This is a genomic window from Tunicatimonas pelagia (assembly GCF_030506325.1).
Taxonomy (GTDB): Bacteria; Bacteroidota; Bacteroidia; order Cytophagales; family Cyclobacteriaceae; genus Tunicatimonas; species Tunicatimonas pelagia.
The window spans coordinates 481,364-502,340 of the sequence record NZ_CP120683.1 but is presented as its reverse complement, the minus strand read 5'-3'; the positions used below and the strand labels follow the sequence as shown (position 1 = coordinate 502,340).

At 44.4% G+C, this 20,977-nt stretch carries 18 protein-coding genes; 8 read left to right on the top strand and 10 right to left on the bottom strand.

The features are described from left to right. Positions 1–101: 101 nt before the first annotated feature. From P0M28_RS02015 to ggt, 3 genes are all read left to right on the top strand, one after another. A complete protein-coding gene (locus P0M28_RS02015; RefSeq protein ID WP_302207753.1) occupies positions 102–938 on the top strand; it encodes a mechanosensitive ion channel family protein in 837 nt (278 codons plus the stop codon). 69 nt (positions 939–1,007) lie between these two features. Next, positions 1,008–1,964 (top strand): DUF3078 domain-containing protein, encoded by a 957-nt coding sequence (locus P0M28_RS02010; RefSeq protein ID WP_302207752.1) that lies wholly within the window; start codon positions 1,008–1,010, stop codon positions 1,962–1,964. 58 nt (positions 1,965–2,022) lie between these two features. Then, positions 2,023–3,705, top strand: coding sequence for a gamma-glutamyltransferase (gene ggt, locus P0M28_RS02005; protein ID WP_302207751.1), 1,683 nt, complete (start codon positions 2,023–2,025; stop codon positions 3,703–3,705). 7 nt (positions 3,706–3,712) lie between these two features. Here the strand turns inward: ggt and P0M28_RS02000 are convergent, their stop codons facing one another. Genes P0M28_RS02000 through P0M28_RS01990 form a run of 3 tightly spaced genes read right to left on the bottom strand, consistent with a single transcriptional unit; the run spans position 3,713 to position 7,880 of the window. Then, positions 3,713–5,650 carry a plastocyanin/azurin family copper-binding protein gene (locus P0M28_RS02000; protein ID WP_302207750.1) on the bottom strand — a complete coding sequence of 646 codons (1,938 nt, stop codon included), beginning with the start codon at positions 5,648–5,650 and terminating at the stop codon, positions 3,713–3,715. 11 nt (positions 5,651–5,661) lie between these two features. Then, positions 5,662–7,536 (bottom strand): 3-keto-alpha-glucoside-1,2-lyase-like domain-containing protein, encoded by a 1,875-nt coding sequence (locus P0M28_RS01995; protein ID WP_302207749.1) that lies wholly within the window; start codon positions 7,534–7,536, stop codon positions 5,662–5,664. A gap of 56 nt (positions 7,537–7,592) precedes the next feature. Further along, positions 7,593–7,880 carry a hypothetical protein gene (locus P0M28_RS01990; RefSeq protein WP_302207748.1) on the bottom strand — a complete coding sequence of 96 codons (288 nt, stop codon included), beginning with the start codon at positions 7,878–7,880 and terminating at the stop codon, positions 7,593–7,595. Between the two features lie 359 nt (positions 7,881–8,239). Between P0M28_RS01990 and P0M28_RS01985 the strand changes: the two genes are divergently transcribed. From P0M28_RS01985 to P0M28_RS01970, 4 genes are all read left to right on the top strand, one after another. Next, positions 8,240–8,749, top strand: coding sequence for a YfiR family protein (locus P0M28_RS01985; RefSeq protein WP_302207747.1), 510 nt, complete (start codon positions 8,240–8,242; stop codon positions 8,747–8,749). 315 nt (positions 8,750–9,064) lie between these two features. Then, positions 9,065–9,607, top strand: a complete 543-nt coding sequence (locus tag P0M28_RS01980; protein ID WP_302207746.1) for an RNA polymerase sigma factor — start codon at positions 9,065–9,067, stop codon at positions 9,605–9,607. Then, the gene (locus tag P0M28_RS01975; protein ID WP_302207745.1) at positions 9,600–11,195 is read left to right on the top strand and encodes an outer membrane beta-barrel protein; all 1,596 of its coding nucleotides are present in this window, start codon (positions 9,600–9,602) and stop codon (positions 11,193–11,195) included. Before P0M28_RS01980 ends, P0M28_RS01975 begins: the two co-directional genes overlap by 8 nt. 139 nt (positions 11,196–11,334) lie before the next feature. Further along, a complete protein-coding gene (locus P0M28_RS01970; RefSeq protein ID WP_302207744.1) occupies positions 11,335–11,697 on the top strand; it encodes a SnoaL-like domain-containing protein in 363 nt (120 codons plus the stop codon). A 33-nt stretch (positions 11,698–11,730) separates the two neighbouring features. Here the strand turns inward: P0M28_RS01970 and P0M28_RS01965 are convergent, their stop codons facing one another. The 7 genes from P0M28_RS01965 to P0M28_RS01935 form a co-directional block, all read right to left on the bottom strand. Beyond that, positions 11,731–13,179 (bottom strand): phytoene desaturase family protein, encoded by a 1,449-nt coding sequence (locus P0M28_RS01965; protein ID WP_302207743.1) that lies wholly within the window; start codon positions 13,177–13,179, stop codon positions 11,731–11,733. Beyond that, the gene (locus tag P0M28_RS01960; protein WP_302207742.1) at positions 13,166–13,750 is read right to left on the bottom strand and encodes a DUF502 domain-containing protein; all 585 of its coding nucleotides are present in this window, start codon (positions 13,748–13,750) and stop codon (positions 13,166–13,168) included. The genes P0M28_RS01965 and P0M28_RS01960 overlap by 14 nt, the downstream gene beginning before the upstream one ends. A gap of 229 nt (positions 13,751–13,979) precedes the next feature. Further along, complete coding sequence (gene nqrE / locus P0M28_RS01955; RefSeq protein WP_302207741.1) at positions 13,980–14,591, bottom strand: NADH:ubiquinone reductase (Na(+)-transporting) subunit E; 612 nt, start codon at positions 14,589–14,591, stop codon at positions 13,980–13,982. Between the two features lie 25 nt (positions 14,592–14,616). After that, the gene (locus P0M28_RS01950; protein WP_302207740.1) at positions 14,617–15,294 is read right to left on the bottom strand and encodes an NADH:ubiquinone reductase (Na(+)-transporting) subunit D; all 678 of its coding nucleotides are present in this window, start codon (positions 15,292–15,294) and stop codon (positions 14,617–14,619) included. 76 nt (positions 15,295–15,370) lie between these two features. Next, positions 15,371–16,144, bottom strand: a complete 774-nt coding sequence (nqrC, locus tag P0M28_RS01945) for an NADH:ubiquinone reductase (Na(+)-transporting) subunit C (protein WP_302207739.1) — start codon at positions 16,142–16,144, stop codon at positions 15,371–15,373. Next, the gene (locus P0M28_RS01940) at positions 16,131–17,330 is read right to left on the bottom strand and encodes an NADH:ubiquinone reductase (Na(+)-transporting) subunit B (RefSeq protein ID WP_302207738.1); all 1,200 of its coding nucleotides are present in this window, start codon (positions 17,328–17,330) and stop codon (positions 16,131–16,133) included. The genes nqrC and P0M28_RS01940 overlap by 14 nt, the downstream gene beginning before the upstream one ends. A gap of 5 nt (positions 17,331–17,335) precedes the next feature. Then, entirely contained in the window at positions 17,336–18,703 is a 1,368-nt protein-coding gene (locus tag P0M28_RS01935) for a Na(+)-translocating NADH-quinone reductase subunit A (RefSeq protein WP_302207736.1), read from the bottom strand. 366 nt (positions 18,704–19,069) lie between these two features. Between P0M28_RS01935 and P0M28_RS01930 the strand changes: the two genes are divergently transcribed. Next, positions 19,070–20,740, top strand: a complete 1,671-nt coding sequence (locus P0M28_RS01930; protein WP_302207734.1) for a pyruvate dehydrogenase complex dihydrolipoamide acetyltransferase — start codon at positions 19,070–19,072, stop codon at positions 20,738–20,740. Positions 20,741–20,977: the final 237 nt, after the last annotated feature.

Here is a 20,977-nt window from a genome sequence, read left to right as displayed (position 1 = left end):
AATAGGCAGACCAAGCCACGCCCCAATCTATACAGGTTGGCAAATTAGTACTAATTACTCATATTTGCGCCAATAAACTATTTACCAAAATAACCAACTTCATGATAGAAAATTTAGATATCGAAGCTGCAATTAAAACGCTGAGCGAATACGCTATTCTATTTATTCCTAAGTTATTATTGGCTATTCTAACGCTAATTGTTGGTCTTTGGATCATCAATCGGATAATAACTGGTCTCCGAAAAGCACTCAATAAACGGGAAGTTGACCCTTCGCTAGTTCCTTTTCTGTCGGGTATTATTAAAGCACTACTAATTGTTGTGCTTATCATTAGCATTGCCAGCAGGGTAGGGATTGAAACCACCTCCTTTGTAGCGGTACTGGGGGCGGCTGGTCTAGCCATTGGTCTAGCGTTGCAGGGTAGTTTGTCCAACTTTGCGGGTGGTATTCTAATTCTAATTTTGAAGCCGTTTAAGGTAGGTGACGTAATTGAGGCACAGGGAGTTACCGCTTCAGTATCCGAAATTCAAATATTTCACACGGTACTAAAATCATACGACAACAAAACCATTATTCTGCCGAACGGGCCGTTGTATAACAATAAAATCATCAACTACTCTACGGAAGAGACCCGACTAGTAGAGTGGGTATTTGGCATCAGTTATGACGATGACATTGATAAAGCTCGCCAGATTATTAAGGAGACGGTTTTTGCTGATGAGCGAGTACTTAATCAGGATGCACCGTTCATTAACTTGGCCGAACTGGCTGATAGTTCAGTAAACTTTAAGGTTCGGGCTCGGTGCGTTCAGGCTGATTACTGGAACCTATTCTTTGAGAAAACGGAAGCGGTGAAAAAAGCATTTGATGCTAACGATATTAGTATTCCTTACCCGCAAGTAGATGCCCATATTCACAATCCTTTGGTCAACTCGTAGCATTTACCATAAATCATTTCAACTATTTACCAATTTGCCATTGTTCCGGCTACTTTAAGCAATCGTGTTATGAAAAAAGTCTTATTATCAATTGTATTGTTTACGCTATGTCACCTGAGTTTACTAGCCCAAGTGGTACCCGACCCTACCGCTCTGTTAACTCCTCCTGATACTTTGGGAGCCGATACCGTCTGGACTACTTCTACGAAGTTTGGTCTTAACTTCAATCAGGCAGCGTTTAGTGATAACTGGACTGGGGGGGCAGTAAATTCTGTCGCTTTTTCTGGCCTGTTTAACTACTTGGCGAATTATAAAAACGGTTCTTGGTCGTGGAATAATACCGTTGATTTGCTATTTGGGGTAGTTAATAATCAAGGGCAAGGGGTACGCAAAACACAAGATCGAATTTTTCTGGACAGTAAGGTAGGGTACGATATTTCTAAAGAATGGAATGGCTACGGTTCTCTAAATTTTCTTACGCAATTCGGTCCGGGTTTTCGTTATGTGGAGACGGCAACTGGTGGAGAAGACGCATTACGAATTTCAGATTTCTTGGCACCGGCATTCCTGACGTTTTCACTGGGGTTTGAATATGCTCCCACTAGAAACTTTTCGCTGCGTTTGAGTCCGTTTTCACCTCGTATTACTATCGTAAATGACACTACATTATATAATAATTTAGAGTCTAGCATGAGTGGAATTGCCTATGGCGTAGAAAGTCGAGCCGGCGAAACTGTCCGTTATGAGTGGCTAGCATTTCAACTACTAGCTAACTGGAACAAAAATATTACCGAAAATATTAGTCTTCAGGCTCGCTACCTGACCTTCGCCAACTACGAAAACCTTTCTCTGAATCAAATTGACCATCGGTTAGATGTAACCCTGGCCGCTAAACTAACGCAGTACATCAATGTTAATGTATCGGCTATTGCCCTCTACGATTTCGATCAGGTTAGTGAACTACAGTTTAGCCAGCTTATTGGTATAGGCATACTGCTCAGTCGTGAAAAAGCAGTTGTTGAGTAACTTGCCATTCCGGCGGATATTCCGTTTCTTTCCTGAACAGATCTAACCTGTCTAACCTATGAGAGCTTTACTTTTCTTCTTTCTTTTACTGCCCACTTTGCTATTTGCCCAAGACCGACTGACGGGCGAGCAGTTTGCTACCCGCTCGGAGGTGATTGCCCAGCACGGGATGGCGGCTACCAGTCAACCACTAGCTACGCAAACGGCACTCTATATTCTCCGACAGGGCGGTAATGCCATTGATGCCGCTATTGCCGCTAATGCGGTACTAGGGTTAACCGAACCTACCGGCAATGGAATAGGTGGTGATCTGTTTGCCATTGTCTGGAATGCCGAAAATGAAGAATTGCTCGGGCTGAATGCCAGCGGACGCTCCCCGTACGATTTATCTCTCGCGTACTTTGAAGAAAACGGCCACGAGGAAGTACCCTACCGAGGACCATTATCAGTAAGTGTGCCGGGCTGCGTGAGCGGTTGGTTTGCGTTGCACGAAAAAATGGGCAGCCTACCCATGACTACCATTCTTCAGCCCGCGATTGATTACGCCCGCGATGGTTTTCCGCTGACGGAAGTGATTGCTTCCGGTTGGAGGGGAAATGCCCGAGTACTTCAGCAGTACGAAGGCTTTTCCGATGTCTTTATGCCTAACGGTCGAACTCCCGAAAAAGGTGAAATTTTCAAAAATCCCGGATTAGCCAACACATTAGAGAAAATTGCCCAGGAAGGCCAAGACGCATTTTATAAGGGTGAGATTGCCAAAACGATTACCGACTATATCAAAAAGCAAGGTGGGCTGCTCTCCACCAAAGACTTAGCAGATCATACTGCGGACTGGGTGGAACCGGTTTCTACTAACTACCGAGGCTACGAGGTATACGAACTGCCGCCTAATGGGCAAGGAACTGCCGTACTACAGATGCTCAATATTTTAGAAGGTTACGATTTAGCCAGTATGGGCTTTGGTAGTGCGGAGTATATCCATCATTTGGTAGAAGCCAAAAAGATAGCCTACGAAGACCGGGCAAAGTACTACGCTGACCCCGACTTTGTACAAATCCCGATGGATCAGCTCATTTCTAAAGAATACGCCCAAGCTCGAGCTAAATTAATTGATCCCGATAGGGCGGGCCGTGAATATCCGGCCGGAGAGTTAGAGCAAGGTAATACGATCTATATGACTGTGGCCGACGGAGATGGTAATATGATCTCCCTTATCCAAAGCAATTATTCTGGTATGGGTTCGGGGATGACTCCGCCCGGTCTGGGTTTCATCCTGCAAAACCGGGGAGCGTTGTTTAGTTTGGAAGAAGGCCATAACAATGTGTATGAACCCCACAAACGTCCGTTCCATACCATTATTCCGGCCTTTGTTACTAAAAACGGTAAGCCTTATCTGAGCTTTGGACTTATGGGGGGTGCCATGCAACCCCAGGGTCACGTGCAAGTACTGGTCAATATGATTGACTTTGGGATGAACGTGCAGGAAGCCGGGGATGCCCCCCGAATTAACCACGCGAGCGACTCTCAACCTACCGGAGGTAAAATGACGGATGGAGGTATTCTGCGGATGGAAACCGGATTTTCTTCGGAAACTATCCAAGAGCTAATGCGAAAACGACATACCGTTCAGTTTGCCCGGGGAGTATACGGCGGTTACCAAGCCATCAAGTACGATGCGGAAAATGATGTATACATCGGCGCATCGGAATCACGAAAAGACGGTCAAGCAGCTGGGTACTAAGCTTTTCTCAACGAGAAGCGGTTTCCTTTGATGTGACGACCATCTTTCCTCGCATTACTTTGTAGTGCCCGGGAAAGGTGCATACGAACTCGTATTCGCCCGCCGGAGGAGCTACGAAGTAGATGCTTTCCGAAGTTTCAGGCTGGAGAATACAAGTGTGGAACAAAACTTCATCCATGATTGGCACGTAGCCCCGGTCGGTTCCCGCCAATCCTAAAGTCATTGCTTCTTCCCCCACCTGATTGGCCACATTAGGTTCAGTCACTACCAAGTTGTGCAGCATATCATCGTTGTTATTGAAGATAATTTGCACCTTGTCGCCTTCGGCTACCGTAAACTCACTTAAATCGTATTTTAATCCGGGTTCGGTTCCGATATTGATTACCACATCGGGCTTTTCCCAATCGTTAGGCATTTCGGTTATGCGCTTTTCCGATTCCTCGCAGGGAGGCATCTCTGATGTTTTGTTTTGGGCGATAGGAGCGGTTACTGCGGTTCCCTCGGCAAAATTATTAAGCGTATAATATCCCACATCGTGCAATAGCGATTGACCACTGGCCGATTTCAATCCATCTACTTTAATTTCGTGAATGTAGCCTTCCCGCAGCCCGTCCATATGCAGACGTACTTTAGTACGATCGGCTGAAACCTCAGCACTATGCACCTGACATGCCTGCTGATTAATAATCGGACTACCGTAACTTCGGTGATAGCTGTAGATGAAATTAGTGATCGGGTAGATCGAGGCTTGGGAAGCCACCGACTCATCAACAGGTTGGGTAAATTCTAATTCAAAGCCGTTGGCTACCGCCCGAATGGCTTTTATCTCGAACGGAGTTTTTCCCGTCCATACCAACCGTTGTAAGCCGTAGGGTTCTTTGCCGGTAGAAGCCCAACCCCGGCTGGTCATGCCCACGTACATATTATCATCCGGTCCCCAGCGCATTCGCAGAATACCGGACGAGAAACCTTCCCGAAACGGAAAGCAGGCTCCCTGATATTCGCCATTGATTTTTTCCAGAAACACCCGCATCACTTTACTGTGCCCCTGATCGCCCACAAACATTTGTCCGGCAAACGGCCCAAATCCACCCTGGGTGGTATCCGTCATAATGTCAGAGGTAGAAATTCCCATGATCGTGTGGGGAAACCAAACGGTCGGGGGCTTCATACTGGAAATATTCTTCGCAAATTCGTGCATCAGCCCTACCGAATCAGGAATGTTGCTTCGCTTAAGCCGCAACGGTGAATTGGGTTCCTGACTCCAATTCAATCCGGCCGGATTTCCGGCAAAATCACCTTTTTCTAAGTGCGTAATCCGACCTGAGCCAATCCAGTCGCCCTGGTTTTCTCCGTAAAATATTTCTCCATTAATATCAAAGCCAAATCCAGCGGGTGACCGCAATCCGGTAGCGATGGGAGTCATATTACCGTCTTCGGTAATTTTCAGTAGCCAGCCGCGCCACTTTACCGGGCTTTCGCCGTAGCCAATCCAAGCCAAGTTTAGCGTGACGAGCATATCGCCATTGGGTAAAAACAGTGGGCCGTAAGAATATTCGTGGTAATTGCCCGAAAGCGGCCAGGAGTAAATTGATTGGTAGCGATCAGCTACGCCGTCACTGTCATTATCAGTAAGTTTGGTAACTTCAGCCCGCTGGGTAGTGTAAAACGAACCATTGCGATACGCCAGCCCTAGTGGCTCGTGTAGTCCGTGGGCAAAGCGGGTAAAAGTTGGGCGCGCCGAAGTAGGCCGATCCAGCAACCAAACCTCACCCCGCCGGGTAGAGACTCCTAATTTTCCATCATCAGTAAAGGCCAATCCACCTACCTCCAGCAAAATGCTATCGGGAATAGGAATGGTTTCAATTCGGTAATAATCATCTTCTGCTTGGGCGAATAGCCAACTGGGAATTACGATAAGAAGTAAAAGAATAAAATTTTTCATAATAGTTTTTGTTACCAGATGATGGTATAAGATGCCTTGGTTTCACCATTTCGGGCGATAAGTGGTAGCAGTAGTTGAGTTTTACCATTTCGGTTTCGCTCAATAGGCGCACTAGCAGCCTTATCAATGGTTACGTAGTACCGATGATCGTCTACGCTGTAGCTTCCATCCGGTAGTTTCTCTACTGAGCTGCCTTCGGCCACCAAACAGTACCAGGAAGAAGCTATTTGGTTTTGGTTAATTGTAATGTTTCGGGTTAAACTACGTTCCCCTTTACGCTGCTCAATCTCATCGTACAAAGTACCCTCGCCTAATTTGTACTCAAATACCGGAATACGTTCGGCGTTCAATTGGTACCCCTGGTAGCGAAAGTTCTTGGACTCTAAATCAACTGAGTCGGGCCAACTGGCTTGGGTAGAAGCAAGTTGAGCGAACGGGGGATGTACCTGAAACGGAATAACTCCACCCAGTGCGGTTAACGACTGATCTTCTCCTCGGCTGTGCCACATTTGGGTAGCATCCACAAAATCGCCACCCCAACCGGCCAGCAGTGCCCCACTACGTAAGTCGTACACGTAATTTACTTGAGAGGGTAATCCTATTGCTAAGGTATGCGTTTTTTTAGTCTCTTCATCAACCCACCAGAAACCTCGCTGAAGAACCGGTTCGGATACTGTTTCAACTACGTGTGGGGGCGGAGGTTGCTGCTTCGGAACTGAGCCAGGAGCCTGTAGTGCCGTTACCGGAATCTCCGGCCCTTCGTATTCCCAGGCCAAACCTTGTCGCCAGCCACGTCCGAGTTTACTAAAAACTAATTTGAAGGAGTGCTCGCCACTTTCTAACTGAATCTGTCCGTAACCTGGCGTTTTAAGGTCTTGCCCTTGTAAGTGATCTACCACTAGTTTATCGTCGATCCAGAGCCAGCTCGCTCCGGCTGTCTTTAGTGTCATCAAATAGTCGCCACGGGTGGGAGTGTTAAGGGTACCGGAAAAAACCAAAGCATACTCCTGAGGCTGAGGCGATAGCTGGTAGCTAATTGAATCAGTAGCACCACTATCTTTTGGTTCCAGAGTAGCCAGCGTATCGGGAGTTAAAAATTTTCCTTCGTGGTATTCGTACGAAATGTTGCTCAGCTTGATCTTTTCTGATCCGTAGCGTTTGTAGCGAATGTTACGAAAAGCCACTGGGCCGTGGTCGCCCTGAAGCATTAAGGGTGCTATAGCTTGTTCGTCATTAAAAGCTGCGGCTCGGGTTGGGCCGCTTATGGCTACATTTTCATGAACCAGTACTCCATTCAGTTTAACTTCCCGGAACATCGCATCCCGTATTTTCTTTCCTGAAGAATCGAACCGAGGTGCTTCAAATTTTATAGATAAGTGCTGCCACAGCCCCGGAGCGTAGCAAGCATTCGTGTGAGGAGCTTTACCGTCGTAGCCCTGGTCATTGTTCCAACGCTGATAAATGCCTCCGCAATCAGCGAAACTAACGCTATCTTTTCCCCAACTATCTAGTAATTGTACCTCGTACCTACTCTGAAGATATACTCCCGAATTAGAAGACTTAGGCATCATGAACTCTAGCTCTAAATCCAGATCGCCGTGTTCAAAAGTGGTGAACAAATTGCCCTGAGCGTCCTCCCGAGGCTGGTTGGCTAGTATACCCGTACCTGGTTCTACTTCCAGGGCACTCTTTTCACTCCGATTAGCGTATACACTACCAGCTAAGCTCCAATTCGCCGATGATTCTTCAAAAGCAGATAACTCCGTTAATGAAATAGCTTGGCTAGGCAGATAAGTGAGTGTGGTATTTTCGATGTAATCGGAAGTAGTACAAGAGATGAGGATAAAGAAAGAAGAGAGTAGTAGACTAGGTGATGCGTATTTCATGGATTAGTGGATAGATTTGAATCCATGAAATTATGATTTTCTGAGATAAGTCAAAATTACGATGGGTTATCTTGATGGCGGGGGTGAGCTTTCACCACTTTTGTAATTTCCACTCCCATGTAACCATCCTCGTACCGAGTTAGTGTTCCTACCCGTCGCCGCTCTTCTTTGCGAGCCACTTTCCAGCACAGTATAGCTAGAATAATATTAGCAATGAACGGAAAAAAACAACCCAGAGTAAACCATAGCCAGAATGAACGACCGTGGCTGTAGGCAAAATAGCCGGTAATAGCCGGGATTGCCAGAAGAAAAGCTAGTCCAAACAGCGCAATGTCAAGTAACATAGACCTAGATATTCATCATATATTGATTTAACAACGAAGTATTATAGATAATTCTGTTTAAGAATAAACTCAGCAAATTCTCATTTTGGGAATAAATACCAAATTACGAAAGTACTACTGTAAACGATAGTAATCCTACATAAACTGTACTGGTCTGAGTAAACGGACTATAATACAGCTTAGTAGCCACAGCAAACATCTATTATCCATTTATTACTGACTATCCCAAATTTTCACCCAACTATAGTACAGAATACACAAGTAATAAAATTTCTAATATAATATATAATTTTTCTAATTTATATATGATATTTGTAATGTGCGGAAGTAAATATTGCAGATAAACAACAACACATATTATGAAAGCAATTGTAGGAACGCTTTGTTTGATCCTGTTCATGTCAGGATTTGCACAGGCACAGCAATATAAATATCATACTATATTGATATATAATTTTAGCCGATATATTGAATGGCCCGCTGATAAGGCAGGTGAGAACTTTACGGTCAGTGTGTTAGGTGAAGGCGAAGCGTACCGTGAGATGGTTGATATCTCAACGAAGAAGAAGACGATTAAGGGGCAAAACTTTGTGGTACGTAAGTGTAAAAACGCTGGTGAAGCTAAGAATAGTCAAATAGTTTTTATTACCAAGGGGGTTCGGGTAAAACCAGAGGATATTCAAGCATTACAAGCTAGTGGTGCTCTAGTGATTACTGAACTCGAAAATATTCAGTCAAAAGGTTCGCATATCAACTTTATAGCTACTAAAGAATCAAAATTAGGATTTGAACTAAATCAGAAAGCTGCCACTAACTCTGGATTTAAAGTAGCCGGTGCTTTGGCAGGCTTAGCCGCAAAAACGTACTAGCGAGTAAAGAGAAATACGGGTTAGATTTTACTTTGTGGTTTGAGTTAAGGCTTCGGCAGGGACATTGCTTCACGCATTGTCTTATGCTGAAGTCTTTCTTATTTAATGGTACAAGATAGATATCATGAGGCTGAAGGTGGATGCTACTTTTACTTCTCACCGTTTGTCCTTCACCGGTGCTTTTGCATTTTTTCGCGTCTATCTTCCATGTTTCCCAAAATTTTTTTAGTTGTTTTCCAACGTTTTTTTCAATGTTGTTGTCTACACTAATGAAAACGACCTAATTCCAACTATTGCGGTTATTCAGCAAGTTACATGCAGAATGAACAAGCGCTAGTTGCTCGCTGTATTAAAGGTGAGCGACTGGCTCAACACGAGTTGTACGAACAGTACGCCAGTCAGATGATGGTGGTGTGCATGCGCTATTGTAAGAACCGCGAAGATGCTGAGGATGTACTGCAAGAAGCTTTTGTCAAAATTTTTAATAGTCTGGAGAAATTTCGGGGTGAATCAGCGATCAAATACTGGATTAAGCGCATTGTTATCAACACTGCCCTTAATCACCATCGGAAGAAGGTCTATTTATATCCGCATCTTGATATTGAAGAAGTTCATCATCTTGGCGATGAAGATGCGGAAATTGCTAACTATAACTACCGTGACTTGCTGGCAATTCTGCAATCGTTACCTCAGGGCTGCCAGGTTATTTTTAACCTCTACGCTGTTGAGGGGTACAAGCATAAAGAAATTGCCGATATGCTTAGTATCAGCGAAGGAACGTCCAAATCTCAGTACGCCCGGGCCCGTTCGCTGATTAGAGATTTAATTACTGAAACTGGGGAGGTGAAACATGGCTAATTCATCCGAAAATCAATCGTACGAGGAGCAGTGGCAGAAGGCTTTTGAGTCGGCAGAGATGCCCCCTTCGCCCAATGTCTGGAAGAATATTGATCAACAATTAGCGGCTCAAGAAGGTGGTAAATATAAACGCGGCTTTTTCTTTTACCGAGCGGCAGCAGCAATACTGCTACTTTGTATTGCTGGGTTAAGTTGGTATACTCTTACCCGTTTCGATACTTCTAGTACCATAGCTGAACAACCCGAGGCAACCATTGAGCAACCAAACCAACCAATGGTAGATCGTCGTAATTCTCAGATTGCCCGAGTACCAGATAAAGGTGATGCTACCGGAGAGCAGTCCGAAGTTACTATTGCTGATGGGGACGCCCAAACCCAAAAAGCTAATTTACCAAACCAAGCATCAATTGCTGGCAACACCGCAACTAATAGTAATCAGTCTTCTAGTGCTCCGCTCAGGTCAGATGGTAACATACCATCGGAAACGGAACAAGGGGCAATTGCTAGTAATGACGTAGTGATAACCAATGAAGAAAATGAAGCGGTATCGGCAAACAGCACAATTGCTGAGCTAACTACCGCCAAGACGCTTATTTTCCCTAATGAAGAAGTAAGCTCGGAAGAAGAGGTACTTCTCTCTAACCATCAGGTAGGGCGGTTATCTGCCCTACCGCTCGGTGGTTTAGCTCTACACGCTCCTACTTGGGTAGATAATGTAGACCAGCTATATTTAGTACCCCAGTACCGAGAAGAATTCCCTCGCGAATCAGAGAAGCAAGGTGTCCAATTTTTTGCTGGCTTAGCTATGGCACCGAGCTTTTTTGATCCAAACTTCCAATCTCAATCCTCGGGCGGGCCTTCTTCTGACTTTGTGCCAAACGGGGAGTCATTTAGTCCTCCTGGCTTTGATATTCAAGCGGATAATTTGATTATATCCCGGTTTAGCAACAGTAATTTAGGTTCATCCCCAGTAGTAGAAATAGAAGAGGGCTTAGAAAATAATTCATCGCTTTCGTTTAGCTACGGATTCAATTTTGGGTTAGAACTGGGGGAGCGTTGGAGCATTGAATCTGGTTTAGATTTTCAAAACTTTCAGACAACTACTGAAACCCGCTACACCGTAGTTAATTTGCAGTCAGGGGAGCGTTACCCATTGGTAGCCACCAATGCCGAAGTGAATGCCGCTAATTATTATAATACTAATTCTACTGGTAATCCTAGCGAAGTAGCTAATCAGTTTCAGTTTATATCGGTTCCTTTGCTTATTGGGTATAATGTTCGCTTCTCGAAGGTGACCCTGCAGGTAAGCCCAGGAATAGCTGCTAACTTGTTCTTAGGTAATCGGATTTCTTCCGACCAGTATGCTTCCTCCACCATCAGTCGCGATGGTAATAGCCCATTTAATAATCAGTACTTCAGTGGAATGATTTCGGGCGGGGTGTTCTATCAATTGGTACAAAACTATTCATTATCACTTACTCCTTCTTACCAGTTTGCACTGAGCAATTTGGCTAATGATCAAGCTACGTTTAGTAGTCAACCTCAATCGTTTGGTTTGAGGTTAGGTTTCCGTTACACATTTAATTGAAAATAAGCGATTCATTTTCTGTGTATTGCTCTTCTACTCAATATAATATCTGATAAATAATTCCTATTGACCTAAACTTTATGATCTATCGTTCGTATATTGTATATACAACATTTGTTATAACTTAATAAAAATTATTATGACTTATCAAGAAAAAGCTCAAGACCTGTACAACATGATAAATTCTGGTCAGCTATTAGACGCATTTGATAAATACTACCACCAAAACTGTGTAATGGTAGAGGCTACGGGTGACCGAAGAGAGGGCAAAGATGTTAATCGTCAGTACGAGGAAAAGTTTTTATCCAGCATCAAGGAGTTTCATGGAGCGGGAGTAGGATCAATTGCCTCTAATGAAGAAAATAAGGTAACCACGGTAGAGTCCTGGATGGATGTTACCTTTCAGGATGATAACCGGGTGAAATTGGAGCAGGTAGCCGTACAGAAGTGGGATGGCGATCATATCGTCAATGAGCGATTCTACTACAATGCTGGGAGCTAATCGTAAATACTAATAATTAAAACCTTGAAGGCATCATTGAGGTGATGCTTTTTTTTGTGCATCAGGAAATAAATCGCCTAGCACCGTTTGGGCGGCGTGGTAACCACACATGCCATGAACACCACCGCCGGGTGGGGTAGAAGATGAACAGAGATACACTCCTTTTTTTGCAGTTCGGTAGGGGGTGAGGCTGAAGGTAGGTCGGGTAAATATCTGATTGATGGTTTGAGCTCCTCCGTTGATATCTCCCCCAATATAATTGGGATTGTACTGATTTACCTGCCGGGTATGCATCGTATGCTTACCCAGAATAGTATCTCGGAAATCTGGGGCAAATCGCTTTACTTGCGCTTCAATGGCCTCAGTCATATCCTGAAGCGAATAGCGGGGTACGTGACAGTAAGCCCAGGCAGTGTGCTTTCCTACAGGAGCTCGAGTGGAGTCAAACGGGCTTTGGTGCACCAGTAGCACGTAGGGGTGAGAAGTGTGCTTTTTATGCCAAGCATCGCGCTCTGATAAAGCTATTTCTTCCAAAGTTCCTCCTAAGTGGATGGTCGCTGCTTGGTTTGCTTTTGGGTTCTTAAACGGGATAGGATCGCTTAAAGCCCAATCGATTTTAAAGATGCCAGGCCCATACTGGAAGTACTGTAATTGCTTACGATAGTTGGTCGGAAGAGCTAATCCCTTAATCTCTAATAATTGCCAAGGGGTAACATCCCATACAGTAGCTCGGCAAGGTGGAATATCGGTAATCGCCCGTACTTCTCGCCCAGCTTCTATTTCTCCGCCCAATGATTGTAAGTAAGATACTAATGCGTCGGTAATCGCTTTGGCCCCTCCTTTAGGAAATGGCCAGCCAACTACATGACCTAGTGCCCCTAAAACCAAGCCAATTGCTGATGTAGCTGTTTTCTCGAGTGGTAATGTTGAATGAGCAGCCAAGCCTGCGAAAAAGCCTTTTGCCTCGGGGGTTTTAAAGAGCGAGTTTGCTAGTGAGGTGGTAGAGCGTAACGCTTTCAGACCAAAACCCGCCAGCTTTAGCGGATGCTTAGGAATGCGAAGCGGCCCTAGAAAATCTGGTGCAATCTGGTTCCAATTGTTTACAATAGGCTTCATTAAACTTCGGTAAGCTTCAGCATCAACTCCTAGCGAATCAGCGGTAATTTCTACTGAACGGTTTAGTGTTACCGTTACTCCGTTATCCATTGGGTGTGCTACCGCATCTGGGGGATATACCCATTCCAATCCGTGATCGGCCAGAGGAAGTTGACTCAAAAAAGGCGAGGCTACTCCCAGTGGATGAATTGCTGACCCAACATCGTGAATAAATCCCGGCAGGGTAAGTTCTTCGGAGCGGACACCGCCACCAATTGTATCTTTCGCCTCCAACACCAGCACTGATAAGCCCGACCGTTGCAGTTCAATGGCCGCAGCTAAGCCATTAGGCCCGGAGCCAATAACTACGCAATCATACTTTTTCATGAGGCATACCACCTAAGTGTTCTTCTAAGCCGGAAACACCACCAGAAACAATAAATTTCATGATCTCCGTACTGGAGGCTTCAATTGGAGTAACGTACTGGCTAGGGACGATAAATAAATTGCCAGAAAAGTTATAAGAATGGGGAAGGTAAACGGCTACTTGATCCACTAAACCAAGCTTTGCCAAATTATCTTGCGTGATAAAGCCCGGCTTGCGAATGGTGAGGTCATCGCTTAGTGCTACTAGCACCGGACGGTCAAATTTCTTCTTGTCGCCTACGAAAGCAGATATCAAGTCTTTTAACGAAGAATAAATGATATTGACTAAAGGCAAGCGAGTTAGTAATTCCTCTAGCAAGCGGAATAGGGGAGCGGCTAATAGGGTGGAGGCCAAATAGCCAATAAGCGTGACTGAAGCAAGAATAGTGAGTAACCCCAAACCAGGAATGGATATATCAATGAGACTGTCTAGCCATCGGATACAAACTACCAAAATATAAATGGTGAGAGCTACCGGAACGGCGAAGAGCAAACCTCTGAAAAAATACGTGGGTAAACTTCGGTTTTTCATACTTTCCCTAAAATAAAAAAGGTTTTGCCACTACTGACAAAACCTTAAGTTAAAGCATGTTTAAGTTTTGTTTTTGAGACCGAAAATTCAAGATTTAGTTCCTGAATGACTCAAATTTTGATGGCATAGCTTAGCTATGACGGATAAAATTGAGGAGATGCAGGGACTAAAGGTGGATTCGCAGGTCAAAGGATAAAAACTTAAACATGCTCCTATAAAGATTTATCGTTTATATCGCTATTCCGACAAAGGATAGAAAGGCAATACCCATCAGTCCGGTAATTAGCATGGCAATTCCTAAGCCCTTTAGTCCGTCAGGAACATTAGAGTACTTCATTTTTTCCCGAATAGCGGCTAACGCTACAATAGCAAGGAAGAAGCCAGTACCTGAGCCAAATCCAAATACTGTTGCCTCAGCAACGGTTTGATCGCGCTGCACCATAAACAAAGAAGAACCTAAGATAGCACAGTTTACCGCAATCAGAGGCAAGAAAATTCCTAGTGTACCGTACAGCGAGGGAGAAACTTTCTCAATAACCATCTCCACTAGTTGTACCATGGCTGCAATTACCGCAATAAACATGATAAAGCGCAAAAAGCTCAAATCTATTGAAGCAAATTGAGCCCCAGCCCAGGTTAGAGCACCTTCTTTTAGCACGTACTCCTGAAGCAACCAGTTGATAGGCACAGTAATAGTAAGAACAAAAATGACCGCTGCCCCTAATCCGGTGGCGGTAGATACTTTCTTGGAAACCGCTAGAAAAGAACACATACCCAGGAAGTAGGCGAGTACCATGTTCTCAATAAAAATAGCTTTTACCGCAATGTTGATTAAATCCATCGTAATTTCTTGTTGTAATCAGTAGTTACCGTTCTACGTAGCCTGTCTTGGTGCGTTGTACCCAGATAATTAGTCCCAGTATAATGAAAGCACCTACCGGGCTTACCATAATTCCGTTGGTGGGGAAATTCTCGATACCCACTGCTTCAAATACTTTGAAGCCAAATACTGAAGCTGAGCCAAATAATTCCCGGAAAAAAGCGATCGCCAAAATAATCCAGGCGTAGCCTAAACCACTTCCCAGACCATCCAGAATTGAATCGTACGGTTTGTTAGCCAAAGCAAAAGCTTCTAAACGCCCCATTACTATGCAGTTGGTGATAATCAGTCCGATAAATACCGTAAGCTCCTTCCAGGCATCGAAGAAATAAGCTTTCAGCACCTGGTCTACTAAAGTAACCAGTGTAGCAATAACAGCCAGTTGCACAATAATCCGTACCCTGTTAGGAATCAAGTTCCTGAGTAGTGATATAATTAGGTTAGCAAACACAATTACAAACACTACTGAGATTGCCATGATTAGCGTGGGACTCAACTGGGTTGTAACGGCCAATGCCGAACAAATACCCAACACCTGCACGGTAATAGGATTATCATCATTGAGTGGATCAGTAATGATCTTCTTCCGTCGTTTGGATAACGGTGCTTCCGACGGCTCGCTTTTTTCAATGGGCTTATCTAATACTTGGGTTTCAGCACTCATAGAGACAGATTATTTGATATTATTTATAGCTACGAAGGTAATGCTATTAAAGATGCAAGTAATAATATATTAATTGTTAAACGTCAGTGTATTGACGTTCTGAGCCTGGTTTAGATAGGCTCTCATCCGATACTTTTTCCAGATAAGGCTCGTAATAGCTGAGATAGTTCGACAGCATGTCATTCACGCCAACCGCAGTGATGGTAGCTCCCGATAAACCGTCCACTTCGTTATTACCGTAAATGCTAGGATCACCAGTTTCCCCTTTCACCATCCGGATAGCTACGAGTTCGCCCAAATCATCGTAGATTTTCTTACCCTTGAATCGTTCCTGAACATCTACACTAGTGATACGTGCTCCTAGTCCGGGAGTTTCTCCTGCGTGGTCAAAAACAATACCCTTTACCGTTTCCAGGTCGTTCTCTAAAGCTACGTAGCCCCAGATATTATCCCAGAGACCATTGCCGTAAACTGGAAGAATGTAAGCATCTACCTGATCGCTCTCACCAGCATGGTACTTGAAAACTGGAAATAGCCGTTCTTCAACGGGAAGCTTAAATTGCTTACCGACCTCAATATCTTCAGCTACCACTGGCGCACCATCTACTTCATTCACCACTTCCCCCTGAGCATTTACCACTAGTGATTCAATGCGCTCCTGGTAAATAGTGGGAACATCGTCGCCTTCGTTTAGCTGTACTACGGCTCCTAAAATTTTCTTTTGAGTATCCAAAGCCACTTGCATATCCTGCATAGGCTTCAATCCAATCGCTGAAAAAGCGAGCAATCCGCCCAGTATTACCGTTAATACTGCGGAAAATATGATAACATAAACATTAGACTGTTGCACGTTGTAACCTCCTTTTCTTGTTTGCTTCTACTACATAAAAATCAATTAGCGGAGCGAATACGTTCATAAACAGCACCGCTAGCATTATTCCTTCGGGGTAGGCTGGATTCAACACCCGAATAATGACGGTGATAACACCGATCAGAAAACCGTAAACCCATTTACCCATTTCGGTATGAGCGGCCGAAACCGGATCTGTTGCCATAAATACGATACCAAAGGCTACGCCACCCATTACGAAATGGTAGTGAGGCGGCATACTCATGTATTCATTAGCTCCGGCTAAGTTTAAAATCAGCCCCATGGCGTATACTCCGATGAATCCGCTCAAAATAATTTTCCAGCTACCCACACCAGTAGCGATAATGATAATAGCCCCGATCATCACCGCAATAAAGGATGTTGACCCGATAGACCCTGGGATAAGACCCACCGTCATATTCCAGAAGGTAAATAAACCATCCTGAAAGCCAGCTAATGTAGCAGCTACGCTTTGACTACCTTCAACCGCGACAGCTTCTGCCGCCAAGCCCAGTGGCGTTGCTCCTGAAAAACCGTCGGCATACTGCTTGTCGCCCAGGTAATACCATACGTCGCCGGACATATCACCCGGGTAGGCAAAATACAGAAATGCACGAGCAGTCATGGCTACGTTGAGTACGTTCATACCCGTTCCGCCAAAAACCTCTTTGGCAATAACCACCGCGAATATAGCGGCCAGGGCTACTTGCCACAGCGGTAGAGTAGGGGGCATCACAATAGCGATTAGCATTCCTGATACTAAAAAACCCTCATTAATCGGGTGGCGACGAATAATGGAGAACACTACTTCCACCAATCCACCGGCAGTGTATGAAACGATAACGATCGGTAATACTGCAATAGACCCAATCAGGATTTTATCCAAGAAGGTAGCCTCGGCTAATTCACCTACCGCCAGAAAATGGGTGTGACCCACATTATAAATTCCAAATAGCAAAGCCGGAACCATCGCAATTACCACCGTAATCATCATCCGCTTCAGATCGATGGCATCGTGGATGTGGGTTCCGTGTTTGCCTCCGGTAGAATTCGGGGTAAACAAGAACGTCTCGCCCGCTTCAAATGCGTAATAAAACTTTTCTAACTTTCCCCCTTTCTCAAAAAGAGGCTTCTGCTGATCTAACAACTTGCGTAAAGCATTCATAGTAACTATGTCTCTCGAAGTAAATTAATTCCTTGTCGTATAATACCTTGAATGTCATGTTTGGAAACATCAATAAATTCGCATAAGGCCATGTCTTCTTCAATCACCTCGTACAATCCTAATGTCTCCATCTCATCGTAGTCCTCCGCCATAATGGCTTTTAAAAGATATTCGGGAAGAATATCCATCGGTAGCACTTTCTCATAAATTCCGGTCTGCACAAAGGCGCGTTCTTCTCCCTTCATGTTTGAATTAAGAACATATTCTTTCTTCGAAGAATTCAGAAAAGAAAGTAACCCTAATGCTCTATGAAAACTTAGCTTATCGGTAGTTGGTTTCATCCACCCCAAGAATTCGTATTCGTCTCCTTCGGGTATTACCGATATTAAATGGTTATAAAAACCGAGGTAACCAGTTGATTCAATTTTCTCTCCGGTCAATACATTCCCAGAAATGTAGCGAACATTGCGATGCTCAATTTTGCCTTCTACAATCTTATCAATACAAGCCCCGCTATGTGTCTGATAATACTGCGGTTTGCTCACCTCAGAACCAGCCAGGCACACGGTTTTAGCAGTGTCGTACACTCCTTTTAAAAATAGCTTGCCAATCTGTACTACGCCGTACGGGTCAATCGTCCAAACAATCTCTCCCTTACTAATAGGGCTAACGTGGTGAATATGAACGCCTACGTTTCCGGCCGGATGAGGGCCCGAAAATTTAGTGGTAACCACTCCCTTTGCCTCGGAGAATACCGACGATACTTCAGCTTTGGCATCGACACCAATATGAATTTTACCCTCAGTAAATTTTTTTAGCACTTCTACTCCGGCCGAAAAGAAGTTTCCTTGCCCTTTGAGTAAGATGTCGTAATTAGGAGCCAACGGGCTCGTATCAAACGTAGATATAAAAATGTCTTTAGGAGTATCAGTGGGGTTAGCCACAATTCCGTAGGGACGCTGAATCAGTTGGGGCCATACTCCTCCTTGTAACATTTGCTCCTGAGCTTCTTCCCGACCTAGGGCAATCAGATCAGAGATCGAGTACTGTTTATACTCCTCGTAAACTATTTCTTTATCTGCCAGTATTTTAATTTCTAGCAGCTTGCGCTTTTCCCCGCGCTTTATTTCCACCACTTCTCCACTAACCGGAGCGCAGTATTTCACCGCTTCCAGTTTCCGATCAAATAAGACCGGAGCACCTGCTTTTACAATATCGCCTTCGTTCACCGAAACCTTCGGGCGAATCATGCCCAAGAAGTCGGTAGGTTTTAAAGCGTAAGTGTCGGAAGGGGGGGCGTCGCTCACCGTTTTTTCAGGCTTTCCCGCCAAGTTGATAGTAAATCCGCGTTTTAATTTGATATGCTGTGGCATTAGAAGATAAGAACGCTGTTAGTTTAAATGACCGTGGTTAAAATCGCTGCAAAAATAATTAAAATCAGCTAATAACCTGAATATTCATACAATAGTTAAAGACAATTGTTCTTAAGAAAATCAAATAAGTGAGTGATTGTTTTGTGATTTAGAAATATAACGGAAACAGAAGTCTAGGTTTCAGGTTTAGAATGCAGTTGCAAGACAGGTTTTACACAAAATAGTAAGCTCTAAATACCAATCTCGGGTGTAATCCAACATTTTTTAGGTTCAGCATTGGTATAATTTGGATTCATCAGTAATTTGCCTCGCTTACAGTCCAAGTAAGATTTAGAACAAAATAAACGATAATACAAGAAGATACTCATGGCCGAAGTTATTAAAATGCCCAAGATGAGCGACACGATGGAAGAAGGCGTGATTGCCAATTGGCTAAAGAAGGTGGGCGACTCAGTAGAATCTGGCGATATTATTGCCGAGGTGGAAACCGATAAGGCTACTATGGAGCTAGAATCTTACGAAGATGGTACGCTCCTGCATATTGGCGTTCAAGAAAATGAGGCAGTGGCGGTTGATGGGGTCATTGCCATTATCGGCGAAGAGGGCGAAGATATTGATGGGTTGCTAAAGGAAATTGAAAGTGGTGGCACTTCCGACAGCGAAGGTTCGGAAAAAGAAGCTTCCGCTCCGGCAGATGAAGGTGATCAAGAGGTTGATGCTTCCGATGTGAACGCCACGGTAGTTACCATGCCTAAGATGAGTGATACGATGGAAGAGGGAGTAATTGCCAATTGGCTAAAGAAGGTGGGCGACTCAGTAGAATCTGGCGATATTATTGCCGAGGTGGAAACCGATAAGGCTACTATGGAGCTAGAATCTTACGAAGATGGTACTCTCTTATACATAGGAGTAGATGCCGGTGGGTCGGTTCCAGTTGACGGGGTAATTGCCGTAATTGGCGAAGAAGGTGCCGATTACGAAAAATTATTAAAAGCCCAAAAGTCGAGTAGTAACGGAAAGTCAGAGCAAAAGGATGAAAAAAAAGCATCTGCGCCCGAATCTTCCGAAAATGGCGCTGAAGAAAAAGATGCCCCAGCGTACACACCCAGTCGGTCATCAGAGGATAATAATGCCAGTAGCAACGGAAGGGTGAAAGCCTCTCCTCTCGCTAAAAAGATGGCACAAGAGATGGGCTACGATATTGCTCAAATCTCGGGCAGTGGGGAAAACGGACGAATTGTAAAGCGGGATGTTGAGCAGTATGAACCGCAAGCGCAGCCTACCGAACAGACTCAAAAGAAGGGAGAGGCATCTGCGCCTGCGCCAACTATTGAGCTACCGAAAGTGGTAGGTGAAGAGAGCTACGAGGAAGTTCGCGTATCGCAAATGCGTAAAACTATTGCTAAGCGATTATCCGAAAGTAAATTTACCGCTCCGCACTTCTACCTGACCATGGAGATCAATATGGATAAGGCGGTAGAAGCTCGCAAGAGCATGAATGAAATCTCTCCGGTAAAAATTTCTTTCAACGATCTGGTAGTAAAAGCCGTAGCCGCTAGTTTGCGACAACACCCCGATGTGAACGTCTCCTGGCAAGGCGACACTATCCGCAAGAACCAGCATATCCATATAGGCATAGCGGTAGCCGTAGACGAGGGCTTACTAGTTCCTGTAGTACGCTTTGCCGACAATAAATCGCTATCCCACATTGGGGCTGAGGTAAAAGATTTGGCAGCAAGAGCCAAGAATAAGCAACTGCAACCCAAAGATTGGGAAGGAAGTACGTTTACCATTTCTAACTTAGGCATGTTTGGCATTGAAGAATTCACGGCGATCGTGAATCCACCCGATGCCTGTATTCTGGCGGTAGGCGGCATTAAACAGACCGCAGTTGTAAAAGATGGTCAGTTGGTTCCAGGTAATGTGATGAAAGTTACGATGTCCTGCGATCACCGAGCGGTAGACGGCGCGGTAGGAGCGGCATTCTTGAAGACGCTAAAATCACTACTAGAAGATCCAATCCGGATTATGATCTAGAAGAGCAACTAGAATATTCATACCTAGGCCCGGCAAGTTTCTTGTCGGGCTTTTTGTTTTTTATGAGAAATCGGTCGTAAAATAGCTTGAAATGAGGTGTGGAAAGATTAGTATAAATTGAAAAAAATGTAAAATTCTAAGTAATTAATCAGTTCATTGTGAAAAATTCTTATTTTTTAAGAATGTGTTTATCTTCCGAAATGAATCAACAACGCTTCTCGGAACATCCATCATTTA

Coding starts and splice junctions, on each gene's coding strand:
- P0M28_RS01995 (WP_302207749.1), bottom strand. CDS start 7,536: ATGAAATACGCATCACCTAGTCTACTACTCTCTTCTTTCTTTATCCTC.
- P0M28_RS01930 (WP_302207734.1), top strand. CDS start 19,070: ATGGCCGAAGTTATTAAAATGCCCAAGATGAGCGACACGATGGAAGAA.
- P0M28_RS01950 (WP_302207740.1), bottom strand. CDS start 15,294: ATGAGTGCTGAAACCCAAGTATTAGATAAGCCCATTGAAAAAAGCGAG.
- P0M28_RS01975 (WP_302207745.1), top strand. CDS start 9,600: ATGGCTAATTCATCCGAAAATCAATCGTACGAGGAGCAGTGGCAGAAG.
- P0M28_RS01990 (WP_302207748.1), bottom strand. CDS start 7,880: ATGTTACTTGACATTGCGCTGTTTGGACTAGCTTTTCTTCTGGCAATC.
- ggt (WP_302207751.1), top strand. CDS start 2,023: ATGAGAGCTTTACTTTTCTTCTTTCTTTTACTGCCCACTTTGCTATTT.
- P0M28_RS01965 (WP_302207743.1), bottom strand. CDS start 13,179: ATGAAAAAGTATGATTGCGTAGTTATTGGCTCCGGGCCTAATGGCTTA.
- P0M28_RS02000 (WP_302207750.1), bottom strand. CDS start 5,650: ATGAAAAATTTTATTCTTTTACTTCTTATCGTAATTCCCAGTTGGCTA.
- P0M28_RS01935 (WP_302207736.1), bottom strand. CDS start 18,703: ATGCCACAGCATATCAAATTAAAACGCGGATTTACTATCAACTTGGCG.
- P0M28_RS01970 (WP_302207744.1), top strand. CDS start 11,335: ATGACTTATCAAGAAAAAGCTCAAGACCTGTACAACATGATAAATTCT.
- P0M28_RS02010 (WP_302207752.1), top strand. CDS start 1,008: ATGAAAAAAGTCTTATTATCAATTGTATTGTTTACGCTATGTCACCTG.
- P0M28_RS01960 (WP_302207742.1), bottom strand. CDS start 13,750: ATGAAAAACCGAAGTTTACCCACGTATTTTTTCAGAGGTTTGCTCTTC.
- P0M28_RS01985 (WP_302207747.1), top strand. CDS start 8,240: ATGAAAGCAATTGTAGGAACGCTTTGTTTGATCCTGTTCATGTCAGGA.
- P0M28_RS02015 (WP_302207753.1), top strand. CDS start 102: ATGATAGAAAATTTAGATATCGAAGCTGCAATTAAAACGCTGAGCGAA.
- nqrE (WP_302207741.1), bottom strand. CDS start 14,591: ATGGATTTAATCAACATTGCGGTAAAAGCTATTTTTATTGAGAACATG.
- P0M28_RS01980 (WP_302207746.1), top strand. CDS start 9,065: ATGCAGAATGAACAAGCGCTAGTTGCTCGCTGTATTAAAGGTGAGCGA.
- P0M28_RS01940 (WP_302207738.1), bottom strand. CDS start 17,330: ATGAATGCTTTACGCAAGTTGTTAGATCAGCAGAAGCCTCTTTTTGAG.